This is a genomic window from Agarivorans sp. 2_MG-2023, from assembly GCF_030548085.1.
GTDB lineage: Bacteria > Pseudomonadota > Gammaproteobacteria > Enterobacterales > Celerinatantimonadaceae > Agarivorans.
In genome coordinates this window covers 85,895-110,891 of record NZ_JAUORQ010000010.1, presented here as the reverse complement: position 1 = coordinate 110,891, position 24,997 = coordinate 85,895, and the positions used below count along the sequence as shown (strand labels likewise).

The following is a 24,997-nucleotide window of genomic DNA, read 5'->3' as shown; positions in this document are numbered from 1 at the left end:
TGCATAGGCTAGGTTATCTTAATTTCAGCCATTGGATTACGTTCAGGTAATGCTTTTTACTACCGATAATTGTTATCTGGTGAGCTTGTGTATCTTCGACTAAGAAAACATACCCCGTAGTTTCATCTGAGTTATAAACAGCATAAATGGTTGCTGTACCCAGTGCTTTCTCTATTGCTTTGTTACTCGATAAACCCAAAGATTCAGCTTGCTCAGTAGCCAGTGTGGATAACCAATCGGGTTGTTTATTTCTTAATTCAGAAACAAAAATAGATTGAATGAAATCAAGCTCTATACCTGTTAAATCGATTGCAGCATACATAGTCTCAGGGTTGATAGCTGAGTGAGAAAAAGTCCAATTAGGGTATTTCAGTATGAGTGTGTCAGAGCTATGCGAAATTAGCTCGGGTTCTGGATAAGTGATTTTAATGTCTGACGAAATGATCAGCTCGCTAGCAAGGGTGCGAACTGACAGCAAAACACAAAAAACGAAAACAAAGAACTTCATTGTCTCAACCTTTATTTGGGAGTGGTTACTTAGGGAGGTTAACGTGTATGCCGCCGTGATACCCAGTAGAAGATTAACGCTGTAATTATTGCCGATACAATATATGCAGGTAACGTAGTTTGCAGTGACAGCATCGCACTATCAACGCGCTGCTCTTCATGCAAAAACTGAGTGGCTTGAACAACAAACGAATAATTAAAAATAGCAAAGTTAACGATGATGTTAAGGATTACTAGAAGGCTGTAAATCATCACCGTTTTCATATTTGAATCGCTTGTCTCTCGAAGTTGCTTTTCATCATTATCCCTTACAAACCACTAATAACAACTAAGTCAGTGTATTGTCGAGGTAGCTTTGGTGCAAGAAATAGCTTTAACAAAGTCATGAGGACTCGATTAATTTACTTTTGTTAACTATATCGAGGTATATTCAATTGCTTCAATGCCTTAGCATGACTTATCATTTTGTATATCAATAGTGGCTCTCTATATTGGACTCTTACATGGAACTTGAGGCTAAGGCTGAAGGAAAGGATCAGCACCCTGTTTTAAAGCTACTTACGCTAAATCGCATTGTTGGTATAACAACCATTTCAGTACCTGTTCTTTATTTGTTGGGGTACTTCTATTTCTATGGTTATTTGAGTGTATTTGGGGTTAGCAGTGACTTTTTTCCTCAAACGATTCAAGAGCATTTAGTTGGAGCTTTTGTCTGTATCTTCACCATGGCTTTTAGAGCATTTAACTATCTTTCTAACAATCAATGGGTCTTGGTCATTTCTGGTGTTAGTGGTGCAGTCATCTTTTTCGTCGCAGTATATAGCGTTCTAAACCCGATAAAAAATCCCATAGCGAGTTATATCAATAGAAAAGAACTAAATGATAAGTTTCACCACTACTTGGTGATTCCGGCTATAGGAGGATTTTTAGGTTCTATCGTTCCTTATGGTGCTGTGTGTTTATTGTGTTTGTTACTATTATTTCCAGCTTTAGGGCACTGGCAGGGTAAAGCTTGGGCTGATAGAGAACTGGCTAGTTTTCAAGGTTGTGAGCAATCCCAACTCAGCCAGAAAGAAAAGTGTATTTTTTTGTTCAAAGATAATGAGCTTTTTGCGGAGGGGTTACTTTTGGCAAAGTCCTCTACAGATATAGCCATTTGGAATGGTGAGTTTACGGAAATCTTCCCAACCGATGGGCTTAGGTATGAAGTCCGTTTCGGAACTAAACCAGATGAAGAAAACTAACAAAGGAGTGGTTTTGGAAAAGTTTGTATTGTTGTCGGAAGTGGGGCGGTTTTCCAAGTTAACTGAGTCTGATATTTCCCTACATACCAATCCAAGTGAGCTTGAGTTTGCGTGTTATACAAAATCGACTAAAAGCATTATTGGTGCTGTGGTTGAGGGGCGCTTCCGAGGAATAGGTGTTTACAACTATCGCGGTTGGATGGGGGTCTCGGCTAAGTCCGCCTCTAATATAATCGACTCTGGAAAGTCCCAAGTATATTTCGGACGAGCCACTGCCAATGCTGGGGTTGAGCTTGTTTCTGAAGTGTATCCATTTCAGGTTTATTATCCGAATAACCTGATTGCTGAATGGGGACGACCTTCTGAAATGTCGGATTATCCACATTTGCGCGTTTATCCCTACTTTATCGAAAGAGCTTCAAATCAGAGGCTAATGGCGCAAGGCCAAGAGATGTTTTTTGGGGCAATGAAAGGGCTAGCTTCATTACGAAAAGATTTCGATCCAGAAGATGAGCATGTTCTTAAATACGAAGCTGATATTACCAAGAGCAAAGAAGACGCAGAGTTAACACCTGAGTTGATACTTAGCGAAATAGGTTTCACCTTTCAACGCAGTGAGCTAGGCATTAGCTTAGCTTCTCTTAAAAAGCTAGAAGCACAAATGTTTGGATCGCCAGAAGTTGAGCAGCCCATTGCTGGTAAACAAATCCAAGCTATCGAGCCTGAGCAAACAAACACTTTAACGTTCAATAATGATTTACATGAAGTGTTGTACAACATACTTATTGCTGGTGGTGATACCTCTCATAAAGGTGTTTGGCGTACTTTGGAAAATGAGTTCGCTAAAGACGAAGGAGAGCGCCCATTTGATAAGTACAATATTCTTCTCGATGTATCTGCTACTGAGCTGCTTTGGGTGAGTCGGGCGGGTTTAAATCGTCAGACAATGAAGTTCTCTTCTTTAGCAACTGCGCTAAGTAAACTTAAAAAACGGATAATTTCTAACTAAAAATTATCGCTGCACTTATCGCAATTATCGCTGCGCTAATTCGACCTTTTCACTAAGCAACACTGCTCCTGAACTTTAAATGTATCAGGAGCAACAAAGATGATTAACCTTAGTGAAACAGATAAACGAGTACTCACCGAACAAGAAACTGCTATCTACATTGGCATGAGCCGCTCTTATTTACGCCAAGCGCGTATGAGCGGAAACCGTGACAACCACACCCCAGCACCACCATTCATTAAAATTGGCCGCGCAGTTCGCTATTTACGCGAAGACTTAGACGCGTGGTTATGCAGCTTTCAACGCTTAGAGCACTTAGGCCAGTTGGGAGGTGTTGCCCATGTCTAGTTCAGTTACCAATGAAGCTTTAAGGATGCTGAGTGATTTTGCTAACGGCGCATGTATCAAGTTTTACGTGACGCCCGAAGGTGAACATGTAAGAGAAAAGACCTGTAAGCGCCTGTCTAAGCAATTTGATAAACGCACCTTTAATCGCTTAAAGGACTTAGGTTTGATTACTTTCTCTTCGGTTTACCATTGCGGCATTCAATGGCTGCAATACCGCATAAGCACTAAAGGTTGGGAGGTGTTTAATGCCCGTACCTGACCATGATGATAAAGCGTATGTATTGCGTATCTTAGCCAGCTTTCCTACAGAGTTTAGAATGCCACTGATGGCGCAGTATCATGCTGCGCCTACTAAGCGAGATGCCAATATTGGCATCCGCACTACTCGCGATAACGTAGCCAAAGCCATTGGCGCTAAACCCATAAGCTTAAATCTAGATTTGTGCGAAGAAGACTTAAGAAAAAAAGCCACTGAAAAGGCTGATAACTGCACAAGGCTTACACGCTTAAGTGATTCACCTAAATCTGCCTATGAAGACATAGCCGCTTACATTCGGGGTAAAGGCATCAAGCCGCCTATTCCACGTATCTTACTGAAGGGTGACGTTGATACCGCCGACACCGAAAATGACGCGTACAAAGGGGCCATCAACCGCACTAAAAACAGTGGTTGGTGGCTTAGAAAGCTACGCCAGAAACTGAATCAAGATATTGAAACCACTGCGCAACACATAGGGCTAGTGAATAAAAGAAAGCAAATCTACTGCAGCAACATCACTCTTAACCGCCGAACAGCGCAACTGGCCTATCAAGACAAGCTTATGTCTAGCTCCTTTGTAATAAACGATGCAGGGCAACGTTACAGCTTAAAAGAGCTATCAGACTTAAACGTATCTAACCCCGAAATCCGCAGACAAGAACTAATGGTAAGGGCTAGGGGCTTTCAAGAGTTAGCCGAAGAGCATAAGCATGTTGGTTTGTTCTTAACGCTTACTTGCCCGTCTAAATACCATTCTAGTTATGGCACTACCGGCCACCGTAATGCTAAATGGGATGGCTCGCTGCCTAAAGATGGCCAACAGTATCTATGCAGCACCTACGCTAAAATCCGTGCTCAACTCGATAGAGACAATATCAAACCCTATGGCATAAGAGTGGCCGAGCCCCACCATGACGGCACACCCCATTGGCATTTACTGGTATTTATCGCCCCCGAACAAAAGCAGCGCATGTTGGATATTCACCGCCACTATGCCTTTGAAGAAGATGGCAATGAGAAGGGCGCAGACTTACACCGTTTTAAAGCGGTAGAAATAGACCCAAATAAAGGAAGCGCAGCAGGTTACTTAGCTAAGTATGTGTCTAAGAACATTAACGGTAAATCACTAGAGAGTGGCATTCATGGTGAAGAACCAATAGAAGCCGCCGCTAGGGTTAATGCATGGGCGGCATGTTGGCGCATTAGGCAGTTTCAACAAGTGGGCGGGGCATCGGTCACCGTATGGCGAGAGCTTCGCAGGCTAAAGAAAGTTTGCCAGTTTGACGAAACTATCCAGCTAGCCTTTAAAGCAGCAGATACCGCCAATTGGAAAGAGTTTACCAAAGTAATGGGCGGTGTGTGGTGCAAGTTAGCCAACAGGCCGTTACGGGTTTACTACCAACAAACCGTAGATACTGAAACAGGCGAGTGCAAAACCAACGCCTATGGCGATGTATTTGTGAAACGGCTTAAAGGCGTGCTTTACCAAGGCTTAGAAATAGTAACCCGCCACTTTGAATGGCAGGTGGTTAGAAGCTCTAGCTCTTCGGCTTTACTTGGAGTTCTGTAAATAACTGTACTGACTACATTTAAAAGTCGGTTTTTGTTGCCACCTAACAACGTTAAGCAAAACTAAGTGTCTCAGGGGTTTATAAATTGATTGCAGTACACTCTACTGATAGAGTTGATAATTAATTTTATGGAGGCCTTATGAATAAGGGAAGTTTTTGCCATTTGCAGGGCTTTGAGCCTAGCGATAGAACGCTACGATACATAGAGCAGATGAACGATACCGTTGAGATGGCGAATTTGTTGGATAAGCTCATCAGCATCGTACCGTTTTTTCAGATATTTGCAGGTCGAGGCACCTATAAAACGGCAGAGTTGATCTCTACGGGTTATCAAATTACAACTTACAACTGGGAGTTGTACGCCAACGCTTTAAAAAGTATTCCCGAAATAAAACGGAAAAAGTTAGAAGACATTGCAGGCACCGCATCTATTTACACTCACGGTAAAGAAAGACGTTTTTGGGAGTGCGTATACAATGCTCTATAGGCTTAAATTATTAACAATGTGCTTAACTCTTACGTTTTCAGCGGCGGCTTCTTCAGCGTCTTTGCTTGTGAGTAATGAAGACCTAGCAAAAGATGTGGAGCTCAAGTACCAAGCTTTAAATGCTAAAACCCAGATTTGCAGAGAAAGCCGTAGAAGCCAAATAGAAGTAGATAAGCTAACCAGTATATGGTTTGCAGACTTATCATCAGACAGTAAAAAGGTAGTACTACTCATTGCCAGCCACGAAGCAATGGAGCGTTGTACTCAAGTTCAGGCCGATGAATACTCCCTTTCTTTAGTTGAGTACGCTGCTCAGACTGAAGATAAAATGCAACTCGAAGAGTGGCTTAAGTTAAAACAGAACTTTAAACCCGAAGAGCTAGCGAATGATATTGACGCGCTTAACTCTGAAGAGCTGATAGCTTCTCTAAAAGAGCCTCAGTTTGCTAAGCCCTTTGATTTAATCGCAGTTATTAAACAATTGAATCTATAACCATTGTGATAGTTTTTCTTATTTAGAATGCATGCGTTAGGGTTAATTTTCTAACGCATTTCTGCCCCATTACGTGTTTAAAAAGCTAAGCTTTGTGTTCTCTCTTCACTTAACTTTTACCAGTGCGTTGTATTATGAATCTGAGCCAGCGAGTATTAACCGTTTGCCTTTAATAACGAACGGCCGAACAGTTATCAGTATTGCCCACCGTTTAAATACCATTAAACATTGCGACCGAATATTTGTGATTGAGAAAGGACAACTGGCTGAAGAGGGGTCCCATAAGCATTTATTACCGCAGCAAGGTAGATATGCAAAGCTATGGTTGAGTCAAATTTTATAATCTACGTATTTAAAAAGGATTAACAATGAGTTATGTCAACGAACTAATAACACAAGAAATAGAAGATGAGATTTTTCGAGATGCTTCCTGTGACCCTTCTAAACTTTTTCTTTTGAAGCGTCGTAACTATTTTAGCACCAGAACTAAACGAGATTCTGCTAGGTCGATTGACCATAAAAAGCAAGCATATCTATTCCGAGCACCTTCAGTTGATATTAGAGCTATAGGTTACGAGTATTTCTTTTTCTATAGACAAAATATGTATCGAATTGCAAGAGAGCAGGAGAGCGAGCTATATATTTGGGAGACATTTACAGATAAGTCATTAAAAAAAGAGTTAGAAACTGAAGTTCTAAACGCTTTTGCCAACTTCCCACTAGACGGGATTATTAATAGCCGGTACATAGTTGGCGACTTACGCTTCAAAGTGGAGGGTAAATAATGAGTGATATGATCGAGACTATAACATTGGCCAACAATGCGCTTGACGACCTAATTGGTTTGACTTGTACCATTTTAGTTAAGCAACATTTCGATACCTGAATTATTTCAAAGATTGGTAAATGAGCAAGATCGCTGAGTCTCTTTTGTCCAAATGTCTGTAGGTACAAGAGATTCTGTAGTTATAAAAGTAAGCCTTTCTATACTGATTCGCCCCTCCTTAAATGTTGCTATGTTTAATCCCGTTCAAAAACCATGATTATTTATTGATGGATAACTTTTTAACTACTAGTGTTAATTGTTAAGAACTGCCCAAACAACGCTTACAATTTTGGTTATTCGTATATTAACGAGAACTGATGCTACACCTTTGGTGATAGAACGCACCTCGTGGACAGGAAACTTACATATGTATCTAACAAGAAATGTATCGTGTTTTTTCACTTCGATTTTAGTTTCAGCCGCTCTATTCGGATGCCGTTCTGACCCTTCTTTAACACAAGTCGTAAGCACTGATTGCTTTGGAGGGCCGGGGAGCGGTTGTACAGCGCAATGTTCAGGTTGGTACCCTGATTGGATTTCTGACGCCCCCATTGGAGACGATGTTGAAACATTCCAGTTAGCCCAAGGGTATTGGCTTGGTATTCCAGTAGTTGAAAACCAAGAAATTGTGCGATTTGACCCTCCTGAACCGAGCACTACCGCATCTTGGTTATCACATGATTTCCACTTAGGTTCAGAGCGACTCGATTATTTAAACGCAATTAAGAACTATGCATTTGCTGGAATGACATCTGTTGATTTTGTAGCGCAAAAAAACAACAAACGCCGTTGGTACCATGTACCAATGATGACGACAAGCCCTAACTCTAAGAGAGAGCCCTATCACGGAGTAACAAAAGAGCGCCTGCTAAGAGCTAACGAACATACGTGGATACAAAATAGCTCTAATGGATTAAGATCGTTCGCTATCGGTTACTATAATGCTTTAGGTAGTTATACGTTGGGACAGGTTTTTAACGACCCAAACCCAGCTTTAGCCGATCCATCAAAAGCCACATTTATCGATGGCACCATGGTATTTAAAATACTATTTGCAGAATATGACCCGTCTAAAATTGTCCCTGGTACAGATCCATTGGAAGGCTCACCTGAGTGGAGTGTTGTTGATGTAAGTACACCCAATGCCCCGCTAGTTAAGGTTAGATTGCTTCAAGTAGACATAGCGGTTAAAGACCCTCGTTCTTTGCAGACGGGGTGGGTATTTGCTACTTTTGTTTACGACAAGTCACTTCAAGGTTCAATATCAGATCCATGGCATAGACTTACTCCAGTTGGACTCCAGTGGGGCAATGACCCAGATGTCACCGCTTCTGGTGTAGGTGTAATTGATGAAACTTGGGTTAACCCAGAAGTTCCATCGATATATGGTTCAGTATTCGGTAGGCATGGTCGATTAAACGGACCAGTAGACAACCCTCGGTCGTCATGTATAAGTTGTCACTCGACTGCGCAAATGGTCTCAAATGTTACTCGTTCAGGGGCTTCTTATAGGGATTTCACTCGGGTGTCTATGGTTCCTCCGGCTAATTGTTCTAATACAGAGGACATGCTTTGGTTTCGAAATATTCAGGCTGGTACTCCATTTGGAGCAATAGACAACAATAACCAATGTGTTGCAGCATCGCCTAACTTAAATACACCTCCTTTATATTTTCTAGACTACTCCTTGCAACTACAGGTCGGCTTAGCATCATCCCTGTATTACCGGAACGCAAATCCTTGTGCAGCAATTGTTGCTGCGGCTGTTGACCGCTCTAATGAGAAAAAGTCTAGTGTTAAAAAGTCCAAGTCTGAAGGTAAGGATTTATACGAACGTGATTTTTCAAAGTTAGATTTGTCCAAGGCTCGATTAAAGTTACTAAAGTCTGACGTTACGAAGAAACCTATAGAATATGAAATAGAGCAACGCTAAAACGTCGCTTTTGTTATGGAGTAACTTGATGATTACCGGATACATTAAAAAGAAGTTCGGTATATTTTTGTATGCAATGCTGGCAGTTGTGTCTATCCAGTGTTTTGCCGATGTGGTAAGGCCTGATTAACCTAGACACTTTTCAGGTTAAAAAAAGCTTAACCGTAACTCGAAATTGCCCCAAAGTTTGTTGCGTTGATGGTTTAATAACAACTTAAATACTCGTATTCACCATATCAAAACTAATTTTTTTAGAAATCCCTCTCAGTAAGTCATGTGGATAATTGAACATTTAGGGCTTGCGATTTTCTCTCTGCAATTATCAAGTTCATAACTTATCATATTGCTTTTGTCATGCTGGTATACAAAATTTGAACTCTTACTATTGATAAAATAGAAAGAAAACATCAAAGTAGACAATGTGTTAGAGGTAAAACAGGAACAGACGAGAGGCTATATGTTATGACTATCTTGAAGACCGTTATCAGCTCACTCAGCTGCTAAAATAATCTACCTAGAAGAAAATAACTGTTGAAGCTTTAGTGAATCGATGGGCCTCTGCACTTACCCAAAATCGAAACGTTAATGGAGAAATTTGATGCGCAACATCATTATAAAACCTTCAGTCTTTCACAAGGTTATAGGTTTTTTTATTTTTGGTATCGGGGCCTTCGTAGCTATTGCACTTCCATTATTTTTGACCAAAGAAATCAACACATTAAACTTGGTGAAATTTCTAATTCTTAGTTTCTTCTATATGTTGTCTTTTATTTTATTGCTCATTTATTGGTATGTTCTTAAAACACTTCTTTATCCAATTGTGGCTGACCAAAGAGGAATAAGTTACAAACTAATACAAAGTAGAGAGTTTAACGGATTTATTCCTTGGAGTGACATTCGAAAAATCGACTCAGGCAAGAAGATGTCTAGCAGATATTTAGTAATTCACCTTAAAAAAGGAAAGGTTGCGACACCTATAGGAATTCATCGCAACCTATTTGGAAAGAAGCAAGTTAAATTTGAATTTAACGTATTTGTTTTTTGGCGAACATCCTCAGAGATAGCTGATTTACTGCAAAGCGTCAAATAATGGGCTAAGGCGCGTAACTAAGTTCCGTCCAGCTAAGCGTTAGACCAAACAATCTAAACGCCAACCATCCTCTGATTTAGTGGCCAAAATTGGTCTTCCACTGCAGTCGTCTATCCGACAGAGGCGTGTTAGCGAGTGCCGTAACTCGCCTTTGTCCATAGACGTATTACAGCGAACCATCGCAACGCGTTTGTCCATTTATAAGTTAGGGCTCATCTTCACGTTCAAAATGGCCTCAGACTCCTCTATCAAGTTCCATTTCGGATAAAGCTAAAAGTTCGTAAAATCCTTTTTAAGTCTAAATTTAGTCAATATTGCCTATTTTACACATTTTTCCGTGTGTAGCAGTGTGTGTAGCAAACACAAAAAAGCCAAAGTGAAGTTAAACACTTTGGCTTTTTAATCAATAGGTTATGAACAGGTGTTTAGTTCATGCCGTATTTTTTTAACTTCTTGCGTAAAGTACCGCGGTTGATACCTAACATGATTGAAGCGCGAGTTTGGTTGCCACGCGTGTATTGCATAACTACGTCAAGCAACGGAGCTTCAACTTCAGATAGTACTAACTCGTACAATTCAGACACATCTTCGCCATTTAACTGTGCGAAGTAGTTGCGCAATGCTTGCTCAACAGAATCACGCAATGGACGTTCTTTCACTTCAGTACTCGTAGCACTGCTAGTCATAGTAGAAAGTGTGTTTGTGGTGGTATTTGAATCAAACATACTTGACGCTCTTTTTAATTAATTAATGATCACAACTATTCGAAAAACTGCTCAATCGCGGACGTTTGTGCCAGGGCTGATTCAAGCTGGTTAAACTGGCTACGAAACTCGTCCGTGTCCGCTAATTGCTTCAAGTACCACCCCACATGTTTGCGAGCGATACGTACCCCTTGGTACTCCCCGTAGTGTGAATACAGGTTGTCTAAGTGGTGAAGCATTACTTCCTTCACTTCTTCGGCCTGTGGTGAAGCAATATGCTCACCAGTGCTTAAGAAGTGATTAATTTCTCTGAAAAGCCAAGGGTTACCTTGGGCTCCTCGACCGATCATGATGGCGTCCGCTCCAGTGTAGGCCAGCACATGCTTGGCTTGCTCTGGGGTGGTGATATCACCATTAGCCACAATCGGTATTGAGACTTCTTGTTTTACTGCTTTGATAGTGTCGTACTCAGCCAAACCTTTATACATACATGCTCGCGTCCGACCATGAATGGCTAAAGCTTGAATGCCAGCCGTTTCTGCAAGCTTGGCAATATGCAAAGCATTGCGGTGTTCTGGCGACCATCCAGTACGAATCTTTAAGGTCACAGGAACATCAACCGCCTGTACAACAGCATCAAGAATCTTTGCTACTAGTTCCGGTTGCTGTAATAGCGCCGAACCAGCCAGCTTTTTGTTTACCTTTTTCGCAGGACAGCCCATATTGATATCGATGATTTGCGCGCCATTTGCCACATTATGTTGGGCGGCGAGAGCCATCAATTCTGGGTCAGCTCCAGCTATTTGAACACTGCGTATGCCGCATTCATCTAGGTGAACCATACGATTTAGCGATTTTTGGCTATTCCACACCCGAGGGTTACTGGACACCATCTCTGAAACCGTAAGCCCTGCGCCTAGTCGCCAACATAAGCGGCGAAAAGGTTGATCAGTAATGCCAGCCATAGGCGCTAGTATCACCGGATTGTCCAGTTTATAACTGCCTATATTCATGACTCGCGTTCTTCTCAATCTCAGGGCGGCGTAGTTTACGACTTTTTTAGCACGCTGGAAAGGCTATATTTTGAACATTTTTCAAAAAAAAAGCTGGATTTTTAGTGGAGGAATATGGCAGCAAACCCTTTGAGATAGGGTTTGCCCCACTTTTTGGGGTAACTTAGCGTTTTGTGCCGCTTAATCGACACCATTCTTGATCGAGAACAACCGGATCCATATCGCACTGTGATTGATAAGCATCCACAACGGTGGAACTTTGTTCTTCTAGAATGCCAGATAAGGCAATTAAACCTTGCGGTTTTAGGTAGGCGAGTATTACTTCTGCCAATTCTTTAAGTGGCCCTGCGAGAATATTGGCCACTACGATGTCGGCTTTAAAATCTGTTGGTTGGTCTTTGGGTAGATATAGCTCGAGTTTGTCGGCAACGCCATTTCGCTCGGCGTTGTCACGGCTGGCAAGAATGGCTTGAGGGTCGATATCAATGCCGACGACGCGTTCAGCGCCAAGCTTGATAGCGGCAATCGCTAAAATGCCGCTGCCACAGCCAAAGTCCACCACTGTTTTACCGCTAAGGTCGAGCTGGTCTAGCCATTTTAAACATAGCGCTGTAGTGGGGTGAGTACCGGTACCAAAGGCAAGCCCTGGGTCGAGCATTACGTTTACTGCGCTTGGGTCGGGTACGTCGGTCCAGCTTGGGCAAATCCAAAGGCGCTTGCCAAACTGCATCGGGTGGAAGTCTTTCATCCACTCGCGTTCCCAGTCTTTATCTTCAAGTTGATCTAGCTTGTAGTTGCCATCGTCAATTATCAGCGCTTCGCGCAAGAACTCAAGAATAGGCACCATATCGGTGGTGGCGTCGTAAAGGCCTTGCACGTCGGTATCGCCCCATAACGGTGTTTCCCCTAATAAGGGCTCAAATACCGGTGTGTCGTGGCGGTCTAACAGGGTAACGGCTTGGCTACCGGTTTCCATTAGTATGTCGCCAATGGTCTCGGCAGTGTCTTTTGTGGCGTTAATTTTCAGCTGGATCCAAGGCATTGTCCGCTCCTCTAGAAGATTATGCGGCAAGTGTACTGGGTTAGATAAGGCTTAGCATTAAAAATATGCTAAGCCTTTAAGTGGCGGGTTTAACTGCTCGGGCTTAATCCGCGATGGCGGTATTTAGCACGCTTGTATAATAGCTGCAGGCCTCGGTAACAGGCCAGTAAGGCAAGTACAATGGAAGGTGCATTGAACACCACGCTAACAATTACCACCGCTACGGCTAAATAGAGAAAAGGAATAAATTCGTATAGAGGCTCTGGGATCACCTTCCGTTTACGTAGAAAGGATTTTTTAAATTTGTCGTAACGACGGTAGTTAGACCTAAGCACCCACACTAAGGCTCCCATGGCAAATAAAATAGCCCCACCTACATGGGCTAGCCAAGGCTCTAGAAACAACATGGAGCTGGTGCCTGCATACAAATATCCGCTAGGCAGTAATTCGTATATCGCTTTCGGTAACATGGTTGCCTCCATTGCTCTTAACATTCCATTAACTTATTAAGCATAGACTCAATGAAGAAATTGACCAAATAGTCTACTAATCTACTGTGCGATGTTTAGATGATTGGGCTGCTGCAGTTGTCATTTGCGCTTTTTGCCAAGCGTGTTGGCGGTACTTATGCCGCAAATACAGCAGCGAACAGCCACGATACATGCATAACATAGCGATGCCGTAAGCCAGTAAAGTAGATTGGGTAGAGGCTAAGCTTAGTGCTATTGCGATAAAGAAGAAGGGCATAAATTCGTACAAGGATTCGGGAATGGTAAAGCGTTTGCGAGAGTGGACCACTTGATCGTGGCGCCTAAAGTTGGAACGCATCACCCATATAAGCGCACCAAGGCAAAACAATAGGGCGCCACCAGCTACACCTAAGTTTGAGTCTATCCATAATACAGAGCTAGACCCTGCGGCCAAATACAGACTTGGCAATATTTCATATATTGGCTTAATGATCATGGTGTTACACGCTATTCCATTGAGTTTATCGGCTAAATTACCACTTCCCAAAGCATAACTTTGCTCTAATTAAGATGAACAAAGTGTAAGTCAAAATGAAGATTCTGCTTTTGTCCGTGAGATTAGCTTGCTTGTTTGCTGTAACAACTTGGTTACAGATTGAACGATATCTAATCCTTAAAAAAGTAAACTTTATGGTTTACTTTGTTTGATTTGAATGTAAACTCCTCGGTGTAATTTGTAGAGGTAGAGATGTTGACAATTCGACGTACCGTAATGAGTTTTTGTTTGGGAGGATTAATGAGCACTTCGATAGCACCCGTACTGGCGGCAGACAACAGCATATTTAATACCACACAGCTTGATGGCAAGTATCAAAACAGCCAAGCAAGCCCTGCCAACAGCTCGGCATGGGGAATTTTATGGCGTTACGTGACTGAGCGTCGAGTAGATGCCACGCCGACCAAAGCTATTCCAGTGTTGCCATTAACTGCTGCTTCACTCGATGCCTTGCCTGTAGAGCAAGATAGTGTGATTCGTTTCGGTCACTCTAGTGTTTACATGCTGGTGGGTGGGCAGCGATGGTTAATTGACCCGGTTTTTTCGCAGCGTACTTCGCCGTTTAGTTTTATTGGGCCAAAGCGCTTTCATCAACCCCCGCTAAATCTTAACGAGCTAGATAATATTGATGGGGTATTGATCTCCCATGACCATTATGATCATTTAGACAAATACAGCATTGGCCTATTAAAAGACAAGGTTAAGCACTTTGTAGTACCTGAAGGTGTTGATCAGCATTTAATTGATTGGGGCGTAAAGCCTGAGCGCATTCAACCTTTACGTTGGTGGCAATCTGCCGAATTTGGTGAGCTAAGCATTACTGCCACGCCAACCCAGCACTTCTCTGGGCGTGGATTATTCGATGGAAACCAAACCTTGTGGGCGTCGTATGTGATTGACTCTCCCAACAAACGGATCTTCTTTAGTGGTGATTCTGGGTACTTTGATGGTTTTAAGCAAATTGGCGAGCGCTTTGGTCCCTTTGATCTCACTATGATGGAAACTGGCGCTTATGATAAAGATTGGTCAGCGGTGCATATGACACCTGAACAAACGCTGCAGGCTCACCTCGATTTACGTGGCCAAGCCATGATGCCAGTACACAACGCTACTTTCGATTTGGCGTTTCATTCCTGGTACGAACCACTAGAACGCATTAGCGCGCTAAGCCAGCAAGCGGGTGTGGAGTTAGTGACACCAAAAATTGGTGAAGTTTTCAAAGTTGGCCAACACCAACCTACCGAAGCATGGTGGCGAGACTTAAAATAAGCACTTGGATTTACGCCAATAAAAAAGGCCCTAAGCATGCTTAGGGCCTTTTTAGTATCAGCTTGTTGCTTATTGCATGCCGAGTTTTTTCTCAAGGTAGTGGATGTTTGCTCCACCAAATTGGAAGTTTTCGTCTTGCATAATTTTTTGCTGAAGCGGCACGTTAGTTTTGATGCCGTCAATCACTAGCTCTGACAATGCGTTCTTCATACGAGCAATCGCTATGTCACGGTTTTCACCGTAAGTGATCAGCTTACCAATCATTGAATCGTAGTAAGGCGGCACAGAGTAGCCTGCATAAACGTGTGAATCCCAGCGAATACCCATACCACCTGGTGGGTGGAAACGGTTAATGCGGCCTGGAGATGGGATAAAGGTTTCCGCATCCTCAGCGTTAATTCGACACTCAATGGCGTGACCCGTTAGCTTCACTTGATCTTGGCTAAACGACAGTGGTTGGCCAGCAGCAATGCGCAGTTGCTCTTTGATTAAGTCGATACCTGTCACCATTTCGGTAACCGGATGCTCAACCTGAATACGGGTGTTCATTTCAATGAAGTAGAACTCGCCGTTTTCGTACAAGAACTCAAAAGTACCTGCACCACGGTAGTTAATTTCAATACAGGCACGAGTACAGCGCTCACCAATATTGCGACGCATATCTTCAGTGATGCCTGGCGCTGGCGCTTCTTCTACCACTTTTTGGTGACGACGTTGCATAGAACAATCACGCTCACCTAAATGAATTGCACCGCCTTGACCATCAGACAATACTTGAACTTCCACATGGCGTGGATTTTCTAAGTATTTCTCCATGTAAACAATATCGTTACCAAAGAACGAACCAGCTTCAGTACGGGTTAAATCAACAGAAGTATGTAGTTCTTCTTCTTTGTGAACCACACGCATACCACGACCACCGCCGCCGCCAGCAGCTTTAATAATAATCGGATAACCAATGCGTTTAGCGATGGCAGCATTTTGCTTCTCATCGGTGCCTAGTGGGCCATCTGAACCGGGTACACATGGCACACCGGCTTTTTTCATGGCTTTAATTGCTTCAACCTTGTCGCCCATCATGCGAATGGTTTCAGCTTTAGGACCGATGAAAACAAAACCACTTTTCTCAACTATTTCAGAGAACTCAGCGTTTTCAGACAAGAAACCGTAGCCCGGGTGGATCGCTACTGCATCAGTGACTTCAGCGGCAGCAATAATGCGCGGAATGTCTAAATAACTTTCCGATGCTGCAGGCTTACCAATACAAATTGATTCATCGGCTAACAATACGTGTTTTAAATCACGGTCGGCTGTTGAGTGCACAGCAACGGTTTTAATGCCCAGTTCTTTACAGGCGCGCAAAATCCGCAGGGCAATTTCACCACGGTTAGCAATAACTACTTTATCTAGCATACAAATGCCTCTTTATTCGATGATGAATAGCGGTTCATCAAATTCAACAGCTTCACCGTCGTCAACTAAGATGGCTTTTACTACACCAGCTTTGTCAGCATCAATCTGGTTCATCATTTTCATTGCTTCAATGATGCACAAGGTATCGCCTACGTTTACTTGCTGGCCTTCTTGCACAAACGGTTGTGCTTCAGGTGAAGATGAACGGTAGAAAGTGCCTACCATTGGCGATAGCATTTTGTGACCAGATGCCACAGCTTCGCTGGCAGCCGGCGCTGCAGGAGCATTAGCAGGTGCGGCAACTGGCGCTGGAGCAGCAATAGGTGCTGGGGCGTATACTGCTTGCGCTGCACCACTAAAATTACGGCTAATGCGTACTGCTTCTTCACCTTCAGTGATTTCTAATTCAGCTACACCAGATTCTTCAACTAATTCGATTAATTTTTTAATCTTGCGAATATCCATAAGGGCTCTCTTTATCGTATTAGGTTAATTAACAACTATTGCTGCAGCTTGTTTAAGGCTGCGGTCAAAGCAAATTGATATCCTTGACTGCCCAAGCCACAAATCACTCCCTCAGCTTTGTCTGCTAAGTAAGAGTGATGGCGGAAAGGTTCACGTGCATGCACGTTAGACAAGTGAATTTCTATAAAAGGAATATTCACACCGAGCAGAGCATCACGAAGTGCCACACTGGTATGAGTAAAAGCCGCAGGGTTGATGATAATGAAGTCAATCTCGCCCATGGCTTGATGAATGCGATTAATCAGCTCGCCTTCGATATTGGATTGAAAATCCTGAAGGCTAACACCCATGTCATGGGCTTGAATGCGTAGCTGCTCAACAATGTCGTCTAAACTCTGGTGACCGTAAACCTCGGGTTCACGCTTACCAAGAAGATTAAGATTTGGACCATTGAGTAACAAAATAGAGAATTTATTAGTCATTTTCGTTGAAAAGCCAGCTTAAATTATAGAACGTGTCGATTTCCGAAGGTTAGCACATTTATCAATGGTAAATGTGCTAAGTCATCGACATTTTCGGTAATTATAGTGTTTTCGCAGAAAATGGCAGCATTTTTCTGGTCTAATCAGTTCGTTTCGGCGAGAGGCTCTGTTGTTAGGTTACGTAGCCATTTCTTTTGGTTCATTCGCCAAAAGCACAACATAGCCTTAAATACTTCTTCGCTTAGGGCAATACAGAAGGCAGTAATTAAGCTCACATCAAACACAAAGATTGCGATAGACGTTAGCATTAAACCCACTCCCCATTGGCAGAAGGTATCCGACATTAAGCAAAAACCATTATCACCACCGCTACGTAAAATACCGTTAATTAGCACCATGTTGAAGATGCGTAACCAGGTAGAGGCGGCCAAAATTAGCACCAATTGTTGTGCGAGTTCCAAGGTTTCAGACTCTAGCGCGCCAAACAAGTTCAATAAAGGATAGCTTAATAGCCACACTGCAACACCAATAGCGATAGCGGCAATTGGGCTAACCAGTAAGGCTAAACGTGCATCAACCCAAGCTTGGTTAAATTGGTTCGCGCCTAGTTTATTACCCACCATAATGGAACAAGCAGCAGAAAAGCCCATGAAACAAGATATAGCCATGCCTTCAATAGGGCTGATCAAGCTCATTGCTGCTAAGGCATTGGTGCCCAGCTGACCATACAAGGTGGCAAATACAAATACACCGCTAGACCAAATGCTAAAGTTGATCACTAAAGGCAGTGCCAGCTTGGCGTATTTGTTTACTTCTGCGCGGCTAAATTGCCAAAAACCAATCATTGATACTTTTAGTAGTGGGTGCGATTGCCACCATAAACTGGTAACCAAAACCACAAGCTGCAACAAGCGGGCAATCACTGTTGCTACGCCTGCGCCAACAATGCCCATTGCAGGGATGGGTCCAAAGCCAAAAATAAGCACCTGGTTTAATAGAATATTAGCGACTACCGCAAAAATACTAATGTACAGCGGGAGTTTGGTATTGCCGCTAGCACGCAAGGCAGACTCAATCACAATCACGGGTAGGGTGAATAAGATCATCAACGCGGTGGCGCGAATGTAGTCACTACCAATGGCAACCAAGTGTGCGTCGCTGCTGCCCCATTGCATAATGGTGCTTGGGCTAAAGACCATAAATGCCAAGGTAGTAAGGGTAAAAATAAGCCCTGCATAAAACGACAGTGCCACAGTGCGGCCAATGGCGTTCCAGTTCTTAGTTCCCCAGTGCTGGGCACTTAAAATAGCGCAAGCAGTAGAAAAGCCATTCAAGATGACAATTGCCACAAAAAACGCACGACCAGCGTAACCTACTGCTGCCACTTCGGCATCACCTAAAGTAGCAACCATAAGTACATCCACTAGGCCTAACAGGCTTAGCAGTACTGCTTGTAAAGATATTGGCCAAGCTAGGCGCCAGAACTGCTCTAGCCATGAGCGATTCAATGTAATAGGAGATGCTTGCATAACAACCTCAAAATGTGACTTGCATCAGATAAAAGCTATCCGCTTGAAAACGGTAACCAGAAATTATGGACGCGATACTATCTTATATATAAGAACTTCCACATAATTGAAGCTATCTAGAATATGTTCAAAACTATCATTTATGAATGAGCAGCATTGGCAAGACAAGTTTGATATAGGCCCCGCCTGCGTTGAGCGCTTTTTAACCACCGAGCGTTTTTCTGAGCTGGCTAAGCTTCAAGTTAATTTAGCGGGGGTCTCTTATATTCGAGGCGAGTACTTCGTTAGTCGGCGAGCCCCGCAAGAGCACTCAATTTTAATTTCTATGGCGGGTGTTGGCAGTTTGCATACGCCAGAAGGACGACAACGCTTGGGACCCAATGAAGTGGTGATTCTGCCTGCAGGAACCGATTATTCGTTTAGCTTGGCGAGTCATTTTTGGCGACATAATTGGTTTCAGTTTTCGGCTGATATCTCTTGGTACCGTTTCCCTAAAAAAGCTAAGGTAATGAAGATTAACTCCAGCCAAAATATTGATAAGTGTTTGAAGCTACTGCTAGATGAGGAAGGTAAAACCAAGGCCGACCCACTGGTGGAATCTGCGTTAACCCAATTGCTTAAACGCTATTTATTGCAGCTGCTCAAACCTTTGAAGAACCAAGAGCCTAGTCCGTTGCATAATTTGGAGCAGCAATTGCGCTCTTCATTGCACTATCCGTGGACGGTGAGCGAGATGGCCCAGCGTTTATCGGTATCTGAAGCGCATTGTTATCGCTTATTTCAACAAGAGTTTAAATGTAGTCCTAAGCAATACCTTACCCGTTTACGCTTAGAGCATGGCAGCTATTTATTGCGCGAAAGCCGCTGGTCTATCGACGTTATCGCTAGTCAGCTGGGCTATCAAGACGGCTTTGCTTTTGCTCACCGCTTCAAAAAAAGCTTTGGGGTATCTCCGGGGCGTTATCGTAGGCAAAGCCAAGCTTAGCGTTAAGCATTATCGTTGTAAGCTGGCAGCCAATTTGGCCACACTCACTCGCTTAAAAGTGTCTAAAGTAAGTTCTGCCACTTGTTGCAACTGTTGTTGGCTTGCGCCGTTGGTGGCATGCACATTTAAACCTTGTAAAACGGTGGCAAGATAATGGGCTAGCGCTTCTGGGTCAGCATCTGGGGCTAAATCTTGCTCTTGTTGGGCGCGTTCGAAGCGTTGTTGAAGGGCAATACTGCCTTCGGCTCGGCGAGCTTTAAGAGCTTCCTTAATGGTGGCGGCCGATTCGCTGCAAGATAAGGCTCCTTGCACAATCACACAGCCTTGCGGTTGGTCTGGGTCGCTTAAGTTAGCCACCGCACCCTTCAACATAAAATCAACTACATCGTAAATGGTGGGTTGCTCGAGAGCGGGGTAAAAAAAGGCTTGGGGACGTTTTTCGTAGAGTTCTATCGCTTGCAGAAATAGTTGTTCTTTATTGCCAAATGCAGCGTACATACTGGGTTTATTAATGCCCATTGCTTGGGTGAGCTCATTGAGTGAGGCGCCTTCGTAACCTTTTTGCCAAAACACCTCTAGCGCTTTTTCTAATGCATCTTCTGCATCAAAACTACGTGGGCGACCGATATGCGAACAACATTTGGGAGACATTTTGTAACCTTGGTTTACTTTCTACGTTGATCATAGCTAAGCCAAATAGCCCTGTCTAGATATATGCATACCGACCGGTACAAAAAGTTCTTGATCTTGATCATGTTTCAGAACTAATATACCAAGCAGTACAAAACATCTAGTAATTATCAATTATTCATCACTTGAGGGATCAGAGATGGCTTCAGTTTTTGATTTAACAAAAATCATCGCAATAAGTGCATTAAGCATATCGTTAATTGGCTGCGGTAAACCCGAAGCGGCTACTCAGCAAACCCCTCCACCTCCCAGTGTAGATGTTGCAGAGGTTCTGCTAGAACAAATTACCGAAACAGATTTTTACACCGGTCGCTTACAAGCTCCGCAAACCGTAATGGTGGTACCGCGTGTATCGGGCTATATCGACCAAGTGTTGTTTAATGAGGGCAGCGTAGTAACAAAGGGCGAAGTGCTATTTAAAATAGACAATCGTATTTTTGCTGCTGAAGTTGAGCGTTTAGAAGCCGAATTAGTAAGCGCTAAAAGTAGCTTAGATTTGGCGAAAAAAGGCTATAAACGGGCCCAAGCCTTGAATAAGAAAAATGCTATCTCAGATGAAATTTTGGATAGTCGCTTCTCTGCCAGGGAGCAAGGTGCAGCGGCAGTAGCCTCTATCACCGCGGCCTTATCTCGCGCTCGCCTTGATCTAGATTTTACCGAAGTGCGCGCTCCTATCGCTGGTCGGGTCTCTAATGCGCTGATCACCGAAGGTAACTATGTAAACCTAGGTTCAAGTCAGTTAACCCGGATTGTATCTATCCAGCATATGTATGCTTATTTTGACGTGGATGAACAAAGTTTTCTTAAATACCAAGAGCTGAACAATGTGATTCCATTGTCTGACAGTCAAGATTCGATTGCCGCTGTGCAAATGGCCTTGGCCGATGACAGTGTATTTAAACACTTGGGTAAAATTGACTTCATTGATAACGCTTTAACGGGTGCAACCGGCACCATTCGCCTACGTGCTCGCTTTAACAATCAAACTGGCGAATTACGCCCTGGTATGTTTGCTCGTTTGCAAATTGCCGGCAGCAGCCGTTACCAAGCGGTGTTAATTGATAACAAAGCGGTAGGCACTGACCTCAATAACAAGTTTGTTCTGGTATTGGACGACAATGACCAAGTGCAATACCGCCCCGTGGTATTAGGCGAGCAAATCAATGGCTTGCGAATTGTGTCGCAGGGTTTGTCTGGTTCAGAGCGGATTGTGGTTAACGGCATTCAACGAGTGCGCCCACAAATGCAAGTTACCCCGGTACCTGCCAGCATGGCCAGTGATGAAGTCATATCGGAGCTTCGTCAGTCTCAGCGTTTGTTAGAGCAGCAGCATCAACAGTTAAGTCTTAACGCCAAGTTATCAGCTCAACAAGGATAAGTTAGCTTATGTTTTCTCAGTTTTTCATTAAACGGCCGATCTTCGCCGCAGTTATCTCTTTGCTGATGTTTATTGGTGGAGCAATTGCAGTGTGGCAACTGCCGATTACCGAATACCCTGAAGTAGTGCCGCCTACCGTAGTAGTGACTGCAAATTACCCGGGCGCTAACCCTAAAGTGATTGCCGAAACCGTGGCTTCGCCGCTGGAACAGGAAATTAATGGCGTAGAAGATATGTTGTATATGTCTTCGCAGGCGACCTCTGATGGCCGCATGACTCTGACGGTGACTTTTGCCATTGGCACCGATGTAGACCAAGCACAAAGCCAAGTGCAAAGCCGGGTCGACCGGGCTACGCCGCGCTTGCCTTTGGAAGTGCAGCGCTTAGGTGTTGTGACCGAAAAATCGTCACCCGATTTAACCATGGTGGTTCACTTAAGTTCGCCAGAAGATCGTTATGACTTGTTGTACTTGTCTAACTATGCGGCGCTTAACGTAAAAGATGAACTGGCCCGTATTGAAGGGGTAGGCGCGGTGCGCTTGTTTGGCGCTGGCGACTACAGCCTACGTATTTGGTTAGACCCTAATAAAGTGGCTTCGCTGGGGCTTAACCCTAATCAAATCATCGCTTCTATTCGTGAGCAAAACCAGCAAGCGGCCGCCGGTAGTTTGGGCGCTCAGCCTAGCGGTGAATCTGATTTTCAGATACTGATTAATGTAAAAGGCCGTTTAAATACCACCGAAGAATTTGAAGATATTATTATTAAAGTGGGCGATAACGGTGAAGTGAGTCGGCTTAGAGATGTTGCCCGAGTTGAGCTTGGCGCAAGCAGCTATGCCTTACGTTCGTTGTTAGATAATAAAGACGCCATTGCTATTGGGGTATTCCAAGCTTCTGGCTCGAACGCGATTCAAATATCTGAAGACGTACGCGCTCGCATGGCTGAGCTGGAAAAGAGTTTCCCGCAAGGTTTGAGCTACGACACGGTATACGATCCCACGGTATTTGTTCGCGGCTCGATAGAGGCGGTAGTCAAGACCTTGTTTGAAGCAGTACTACTTGTGGTGCTAGTGGTGGTGTTATTTCTGCAAACTTGGCGTGCGTCGATTATTCCGTTGGTGGCGGTGCCTGTTTCTTTGGTAGGTACCTTTGCCTTTATGCACCTAATGGGTTTTTCGCTGAATGCCTTGTCGTTGTTTGGTTTAGTGCTGGCGATTGGTATTGTGGTGGATGACGCCATTGTGGTGGTTGAAAACGTTGAGCGAAACATTGCTGAAGGCTTAAGCCCGGTGGCTGCGACTCAACAAGCGATGAAAGAAGTGACCGGCCCGATTGTAGCAACTACTTTAGTGTTGGCAGCGGTGTTTATTCCTACCGCGTTTATGTCGGGATTAACCGGACAGTTTTATAAGCAGTTTGCCTTAACCATTACTATTTCTACCTTTATTTCGGCGATTAACTCATTAACACTGAGCCCAGCCTTATCTGCGTTATTGCTGAAAGGGCACGACCAGCCGAAGGATCGCTTAACCCGTATTATGGATAGTCTGTTTGGTCGATTTATCTTTGCACCGTTTAACCGTGTGTTTGATAAAGGCGCGAATGCTTACGGAAGTATTATCAAAAAGACCATTCGTTTGTCAGCCTTGGTCGGTATTATTTACGTAGGCTTGTTAGGCTTAACCGCTTACCAGTTTGATACCACGCCAACCGGTTACGTACCGGGGCAAGACAAGCAATACTTAGTGGCCTTTGCTCAATTGCCAGACGCGGCTTCGCTAGAACGTACCGAAGCGGTAGTGAAACAAATGTCGGAAATTGCCTTGGCGCAACCGGGTGTTGAGCACGCAGTCGCCTTTCCTGGCTTAAGCATTAATGGTTTTACTAATAGTCCTAATAGCGCGATTTTATTCACGCCCTTGGCTGATTTTGACCAACGTAAAGATCCAAGCTTGTCGGCTAATGCCATTGCTGGTGCGCTCAATCAACAATTTGCCGGTATCCAAGAAGCCTTTATTGCGATATTCCCACCGCCACCGGTACAGGGGTTAGGCACTATTGGCGGCTTTAGGTTACAAATTCAAGATAGAGCTAACCACGGTTATGAAGAGCTGGCTAATGTCACTATGCAAGTGATGCAAAGAGCCTGGGGCACACCAGCGTTAGCAGGAGTATTCTCTAGCTATCAGGTTAATGTTCCGCAGCTTGATTTGGATTTAGACCGAACTAAAGCCATGCAGCAAGGCGTGTCGGTAGACGAAGTATTTTCTACCTTGCAAGCTTATATGGGGTCTACCTACGTGAATGACTTCAATAAGTTTGGCCGTACCTATCAGGTAAACGTGCAAGCCGACGAATCGTTTAGGCAATCGCCAGAGCAAATTAGTCAGCTTAAAGTACGCAATATTGATGGCGCCATGGTACCGCTGGGCTCATTTGTTGATGTGGATTATGTAGCAGGCCCAGACCGGGTGATGCACTACAACGGCTATACCACCGCAGAAATTAACGGCGGCCCAGCGCCGGGTTACAGTAGTGGTGAAGCGCAAGCGGCTATCGAGCAAATATTGGCGGAAACACTACCAATAGGCATGACTTACGAATGGACCGAGCTAACTTACCAACAGAAGCTGTCGGGTGATACTGCCATGCTGATTTATCCGCTGGTGATTATCTTGGTGTTTATGGTGTTAGCGGCACAATACGAGAGCTTACGTTTGCCAATGGCGATTATTCTGATCATTCCAATGACCCTGTTATCGGCGATTAGCGGAGTATTACTGTGGGGCGGGGATAACAACATCTTCACCCAAATTGGCTTAATTGTACTGGTTGGCCTCGCGACCAAAAATGCCATTTTGATCGTTGAGTTTGCCAAAGAGCTGCAAGACCAAGGTCGAACCGTGATGGAAGCCGTATTAGAAGCTTCTCGCTTACGTTTACGCCCGATATTAATGACTTCAATTGCCTTCATTATGGGAGTGGTACCGATGGTGTTCTCTACTGGAGAAGGGGCCGAAATGCGCCAAGCCATGGGGGTAGCGGTATTTGCCGGCATGATCGGTGTGACGGTATTTGGACTGTTACTCACGCCACTGTTTTATTACTTGCTGGCCAAGCGTACACCAAAGCCCTCTTTGCAGGCTGAGCTTCCGCCTGTCGCCGCTGAGGTATTGGCAACTAGATAAGCTGAAATGGAAGTAAAAGAAACGCCGCTACTGATTAGGTCGCGGT

The 24,997-nt window shown here is 43.9% G+C and carries 26 protein-coding genes; 14 read left to right on the top strand and 12 right to left on the bottom strand.

The genetic code is table 11. The features are described 5' to 3' along the window. Positions 1–13: 13 nt before the first annotated feature. Positions 14–508, bottom strand: coding sequence for a hypothetical protein (locus Q4549_RS15620; RefSeq protein WP_303553331.1), 495 nt, complete (start codon positions 506–508; stop codon positions 14–16). A gap of 38 nt (positions 509–546) precedes the next feature. After that, positions 547–771: a hypothetical protein gene (locus Q4549_RS15615; protein ID WP_303553332.1), complete on the bottom strand. Its 225-nt coding sequence runs from the start codon at positions 769–771 to the stop codon at positions 547–549. Positions 772–1,010: 239 nt separating this feature from the next. Here Q4549_RS15615 and Q4549_RS15610 point away from each other — a divergent pair, with 239 nt between their 5' ends. The 10 genes from Q4549_RS15610 to Q4549_RS15565 all read left to right on the top strand — a co-directional run bounded on the left by Q4549_RS15610 (position 1,011) and on the right by Q4549_RS15565 (position 9,767). Beyond that, a complete protein-coding gene (locus Q4549_RS15610) occupies positions 1,011–1,751 on the top strand; it encodes a hypothetical protein (RefSeq protein ID WP_303553333.1) in 741 nt (246 codons plus the stop codon). 13 nt (positions 1,752–1,764) lie between these two features. After that, positions 1,765–2,760 (top strand): hypothetical protein, encoded by a 996-nt coding sequence (locus tag Q4549_RS15605; protein ID WP_303553334.1) that lies wholly within the window; start codon positions 1,765–1,767, stop codon positions 2,758–2,760. A gap of 99 nt (positions 2,761–2,859) precedes the next feature. Further along, positions 2,860–3,108, top strand: a complete 249-nt coding sequence (locus Q4549_RS15600; RefSeq protein ID WP_137675410.1) for an AlpA family transcriptional regulator — start codon at positions 2,860–2,862, stop codon at positions 3,106–3,108. Then, a complete protein-coding gene (locus tag Q4549_RS15595; protein WP_303553335.1) occupies positions 3,101–3,367 on the top strand; it encodes a hypothetical protein in 267 nt (88 codons plus the stop codon). The genes Q4549_RS15600 and Q4549_RS15595 overlap by 8 nt, the downstream gene beginning before the upstream one ends. Continuing rightward, positions 3,354–4,937 (top strand): replication endonuclease, encoded by a 1,584-nt coding sequence (locus Q4549_RS15590; protein ID WP_303553336.1) that lies wholly within the window; start codon positions 3,354–3,356, stop codon positions 4,935–4,937. The genes Q4549_RS15595 and Q4549_RS15590 overlap by 14 nt, the downstream gene beginning before the upstream one ends. A gap of 140 nt (positions 4,938–5,077) precedes the next feature. Next, positions 5,078–5,425, top strand: coding sequence for a hypothetical protein (locus Q4549_RS15585; RefSeq protein WP_303553337.1), 348 nt, complete (start codon positions 5,078–5,080; stop codon positions 5,423–5,425). A 16-nt stretch (positions 5,426–5,441) separates the two neighbouring features. Then, the gene (locus Q4549_RS15580; protein ID WP_303553338.1) at positions 5,442–5,918 is read left to right on the top strand and encodes a hypothetical protein; all 477 of its coding nucleotides are present in this window, start codon (positions 5,442–5,444) and stop codon (positions 5,916–5,918) included. 368 nt (positions 5,919–6,286) lie between these two features. Next, on the top strand, positions 6,287–6,703 hold the full coding sequence (locus tag Q4549_RS15575; protein WP_303553339.1) for a hypothetical protein: 417 nt from the start codon (positions 6,287–6,289) through the stop codon (positions 6,701–6,703). 408 nt (positions 6,704–7,111) lie between these two features. After that, positions 7,112–8,677, top strand: a complete 1,566-nt coding sequence (locus Q4549_RS15570) for a hypothetical protein (RefSeq protein WP_303553340.1) — start codon at positions 7,112–7,114, stop codon at positions 8,675–8,677. A gap of 598 nt (positions 8,678–9,275) precedes the next feature. Continuing rightward, positions 9,276–9,767: a hypothetical protein gene (locus Q4549_RS15565; RefSeq protein ID WP_303553341.1), complete on the top strand. Its 492-nt coding sequence runs from the start codon at positions 9,276–9,278 to the stop codon at positions 9,765–9,767. Positions 9,768–10,192: 425 nt separating this feature from the next. Here the strand turns inward: Q4549_RS15565 and fis are convergent, their stop codons facing one another. The 5 genes from fis to Q4549_RS15540 all read right to left on the bottom strand — a co-directional run bounded on the left by fis (position 10,193) and on the right by Q4549_RS15540 (position 13,492). Further along, on the bottom strand, positions 10,193–10,492 hold the full coding sequence (gene fis, locus Q4549_RS15560) for a DNA-binding transcriptional regulator Fis (RefSeq protein WP_016402072.1): 300 nt from the start codon (positions 10,490–10,492) through the stop codon (positions 10,193–10,195). A gap of 35 nt (positions 10,493–10,527) precedes the next feature. Continuing rightward, a complete protein-coding gene (gene dusB, locus Q4549_RS15555) occupies positions 10,528–11,484 on the bottom strand; it encodes a tRNA dihydrouridine synthase DusB (protein ID WP_303515807.1) in 957 nt (318 codons plus the stop codon). A gap of 163 nt (positions 11,485–11,647) precedes the next feature. Continuing rightward, on the bottom strand, positions 11,648–12,526 hold the full coding sequence (gene prmA, locus Q4549_RS15550; RefSeq protein ID WP_303553342.1) for a 50S ribosomal protein L11 methyltransferase: 879 nt from the start codon (positions 12,524–12,526) through the stop codon (positions 11,648–11,650). 89 nt (positions 12,527–12,615) lie between these two features. Next, complete coding sequence (locus Q4549_RS15545; RefSeq protein WP_303553343.1) at positions 12,616–12,996, bottom strand: hypothetical protein; 381 nt, start codon at positions 12,994–12,996, stop codon at positions 12,616–12,618. 76 nt (positions 12,997–13,072) lie between these two features. Further along, positions 13,073–13,492 carry a hypothetical protein gene (locus Q4549_RS15540; RefSeq protein ID WP_303553344.1) on the bottom strand — a complete coding sequence of 140 codons (420 nt, stop codon included), beginning with the start codon at positions 13,490–13,492 and terminating at the stop codon, positions 13,073–13,075. A gap of 300 nt (positions 13,493–13,792) precedes the next feature. Between Q4549_RS15540 and Q4549_RS15535 the strand changes: the two genes are divergently transcribed. Next, positions 13,793–14,821 carry an MBL fold metallo-hydrolase gene (locus Q4549_RS15535; RefSeq protein WP_303553345.1) on the top strand — a complete coding sequence of 343 codons (1,029 nt, stop codon included), beginning with the start codon at positions 13,793–13,795 and terminating at the stop codon, positions 14,819–14,821. Positions 14,822–14,890: 69 nt separating this feature from the next. Here the strand turns inward: Q4549_RS15535 and accC are convergent, their stop codons facing one another. The 4 genes from accC to Q4549_RS15515 all read right to left on the bottom strand — a co-directional run bounded on the left by accC (position 14,891) and on the right by Q4549_RS15515 (position 18,710). After that, positions 14,891–16,234, bottom strand: coding sequence for an acetyl-CoA carboxylase biotin carboxylase subunit (gene accC / locus Q4549_RS15530; RefSeq protein ID WP_137673829.1), 1,344 nt, complete (start codon positions 16,232–16,234; stop codon positions 14,891–14,893). Positions 16,235–16,246: 12 nt separating this feature from the next. Next, positions 16,247–16,699 carry an acetyl-CoA carboxylase biotin carboxyl carrier protein gene (gene accB, locus Q4549_RS15525; protein ID WP_137673830.1) on the bottom strand — a complete coding sequence of 151 codons (453 nt, stop codon included), beginning with the start codon at positions 16,697–16,699 and terminating at the stop codon, positions 16,247–16,249. A 35-nt stretch (positions 16,700–16,734) separates the two neighbouring features. Then, on the bottom strand, positions 16,735–17,181 hold the full coding sequence (gene aroQ / locus Q4549_RS15520; RefSeq protein WP_137673831.1) for a type II 3-dehydroquinate dehydratase: 447 nt from the start codon (positions 17,179–17,181) through the stop codon (positions 16,735–16,737). 143 nt (positions 17,182–17,324) lie between these two features. Continuing rightward, positions 17,325–18,710 (bottom strand): MATE family efflux transporter, encoded by a 1,386-nt coding sequence (locus Q4549_RS15515; protein WP_303553346.1) that lies wholly within the window; start codon positions 18,708–18,710, stop codon positions 17,325–17,327. A gap of 142 nt (positions 18,711–18,852) precedes the next feature. On the opposite strand from Q4549_RS15515, the gene Q4549_RS15510 reads away from it, so the two are divergent. Next, a complete protein-coding gene (locus Q4549_RS15510) occupies positions 18,853–19,695 on the top strand; it encodes an AraC family transcriptional regulator (RefSeq protein ID WP_303515793.1) in 843 nt (280 codons plus the stop codon). 9 nt (positions 19,696–19,704) lie between these two features. Here the strand turns inward: Q4549_RS15510 and Q4549_RS15505 are convergent, their stop codons facing one another. After that, positions 19,705–20,346, bottom strand: a complete 642-nt coding sequence (locus Q4549_RS15505) for a TetR/AcrR family transcriptional regulator (RefSeq protein WP_303553347.1) — start codon at positions 20,344–20,346, stop codon at positions 19,705–19,707. A gap of 178 nt (positions 20,347–20,524) precedes the next feature. Here Q4549_RS15505 and Q4549_RS15500 point away from each other — a divergent pair, with 178 nt between their 5' ends. Next, positions 20,525–21,763 (top strand): efflux RND transporter periplasmic adaptor subunit, encoded by a 1,239-nt coding sequence (locus Q4549_RS15500; RefSeq protein WP_303553348.1) that lies wholly within the window; start codon positions 20,525–20,527, stop codon positions 21,761–21,763. A gap of 8 nt (positions 21,764–21,771) precedes the next feature. After that, the gene (locus Q4549_RS15495) at positions 21,772–24,951 is read left to right on the top strand and encodes an efflux RND transporter permease subunit (protein ID WP_303553349.1); all 3,180 of its coding nucleotides are present in this window, start codon (positions 21,772–21,774) and stop codon (positions 24,949–24,951) included. The last annotated feature ends 46 nt before the right edge of the window (positions 24,952–24,997 follow it).

Coding starts and splice junctions, on each gene's coding strand:
- prmA (WP_303553342.1), bottom strand. CDS start 12,526: ATGCCTTGGATCCAGCTGAAAATTAACGCCACAAAAGACACTGCCGAG.
- Q4549_RS15600 (WP_137675410.1), top strand. CDS start 2,860: ATGATTAACCTTAGTGAAACAGATAAACGAGTACTCACCGAACAAGAA.
- Q4549_RS15595 (WP_303553335.1), top strand. CDS start 3,101: ATGTCTAGTTCAGTTACCAATGAAGCTTTAAGGATGCTGAGTGATTTT.
- Q4549_RS15585 (WP_303553337.1), top strand. CDS start 5,078: ATGAATAAGGGAAGTTTTTGCCATTTGCAGGGCTTTGAGCCTAGCGAT.
- Q4549_RS15535 (WP_303553345.1), top strand. CDS start 13,793: ATGAGCACTTCGATAGCACCCGTACTGGCGGCAGACAACAGCATATTT.
- aroQ (WP_137673831.1), bottom strand. CDS start 17,181: ATGACTAATAAATTCTCTATTTTGTTACTCAATGGTCCAAATCTTAAT.
- Q4549_RS15570 (WP_303553340.1), top strand. CDS start 7,112: ATGTATCTAACAAGAAATGTATCGTGTTTTTTCACTTCGATTTTAGTT.
- Q4549_RS15575 (WP_303553339.1), top strand. CDS start 6,287: ATGAGTTATGTCAACGAACTAATAACACAAGAAATAGAAGATGAGATT.
- Q4549_RS15510 (WP_303515793.1), top strand. CDS start 18,853: ATGAATGAGCAGCATTGGCAAGACAAGTTTGATATAGGCCCCGCCTGC.
- Q4549_RS15610 (WP_303553333.1), top strand. CDS start 1,011: ATGGAACTTGAGGCTAAGGCTGAAGGAAAGGATCAGCACCCTGTTTTA.
- accC (WP_137673829.1), bottom strand. CDS start 16,234: ATGCTAGATAAAGTAGTTATTGCTAACCGTGGTGAAATTGCCCTGCGG.
- Q4549_RS15515 (WP_303553346.1), bottom strand. CDS start 18,710: ATGCAAGCATCTCCTATTACATTGAATCGCTCATGGCTAGAGCAGTTC.
- Q4549_RS15495 (WP_303553349.1), top strand. CDS start 21,772: ATGTTTTCTCAGTTTTTCATTAAACGGCCGATCTTCGCCGCAGTTATC.
- Q4549_RS15540 (WP_303553344.1), bottom strand. CDS start 13,492: ATGATCATTAAGCCAATATATGAAATATTGCCAAGTCTGTATTTGGCC.
- Q4549_RS15620 (WP_303553331.1), bottom strand. CDS start 508: ATGAAGTTCTTTGTTTTCGTTTTTTGTGTTTTGCTGTCAGTTCGCACC.
- Q4549_RS15545 (WP_303553343.1), bottom strand. CDS start 12,996: ATGTTACCGAAAGCGATATACGAATTACTGCCTAGCGGATATTTGTAT.
- fis (WP_016402072.1), bottom strand. CDS start 10,492: ATGTTTGATTCAAATACCACCACAAACACACTTTCTACTATGACTAGC.
- Q4549_RS15565 (WP_303553341.1), top strand. CDS start 9,276: ATGCGCAACATCATTATAAAACCTTCAGTCTTTCACAAGGTTATAGGT.
- Q4549_RS15590 (WP_303553336.1), top strand. CDS start 3,354: ATGCCCGTACCTGACCATGATGATAAAGCGTATGTATTGCGTATCTTA.
- Q4549_RS15615 (WP_303553332.1), bottom strand. CDS start 771: ATGAAAACGGTGATGATTTACAGCCTTCTAGTAATCCTTAACATCATC.
- accB (WP_137673830.1), bottom strand. CDS start 16,699: ATGGATATTCGCAAGATTAAAAAATTAATCGAATTAGTTGAAGAATCT.
- Q4549_RS15500 (WP_303553348.1), top strand. CDS start 20,525: ATGGCTTCAGTTTTTGATTTAACAAAAATCATCGCAATAAGTGCATTA.
- dusB (WP_303515807.1), bottom strand. CDS start 11,484: ATGAATATAGGCAGTTATAAACTGGACAATCCGGTGATACTAGCGCCT.
- Q4549_RS15580 (WP_303553338.1), top strand. CDS start 5,442: ATGTGCTTAACTCTTACGTTTTCAGCGGCGGCTTCTTCAGCGTCTTTG.
- Q4549_RS15505 (WP_303553347.1), bottom strand. CDS start 20,346: ATGTCTCCCAAATGTTGTTCGCATATCGGTCGCCCACGTAGTTTTGAT.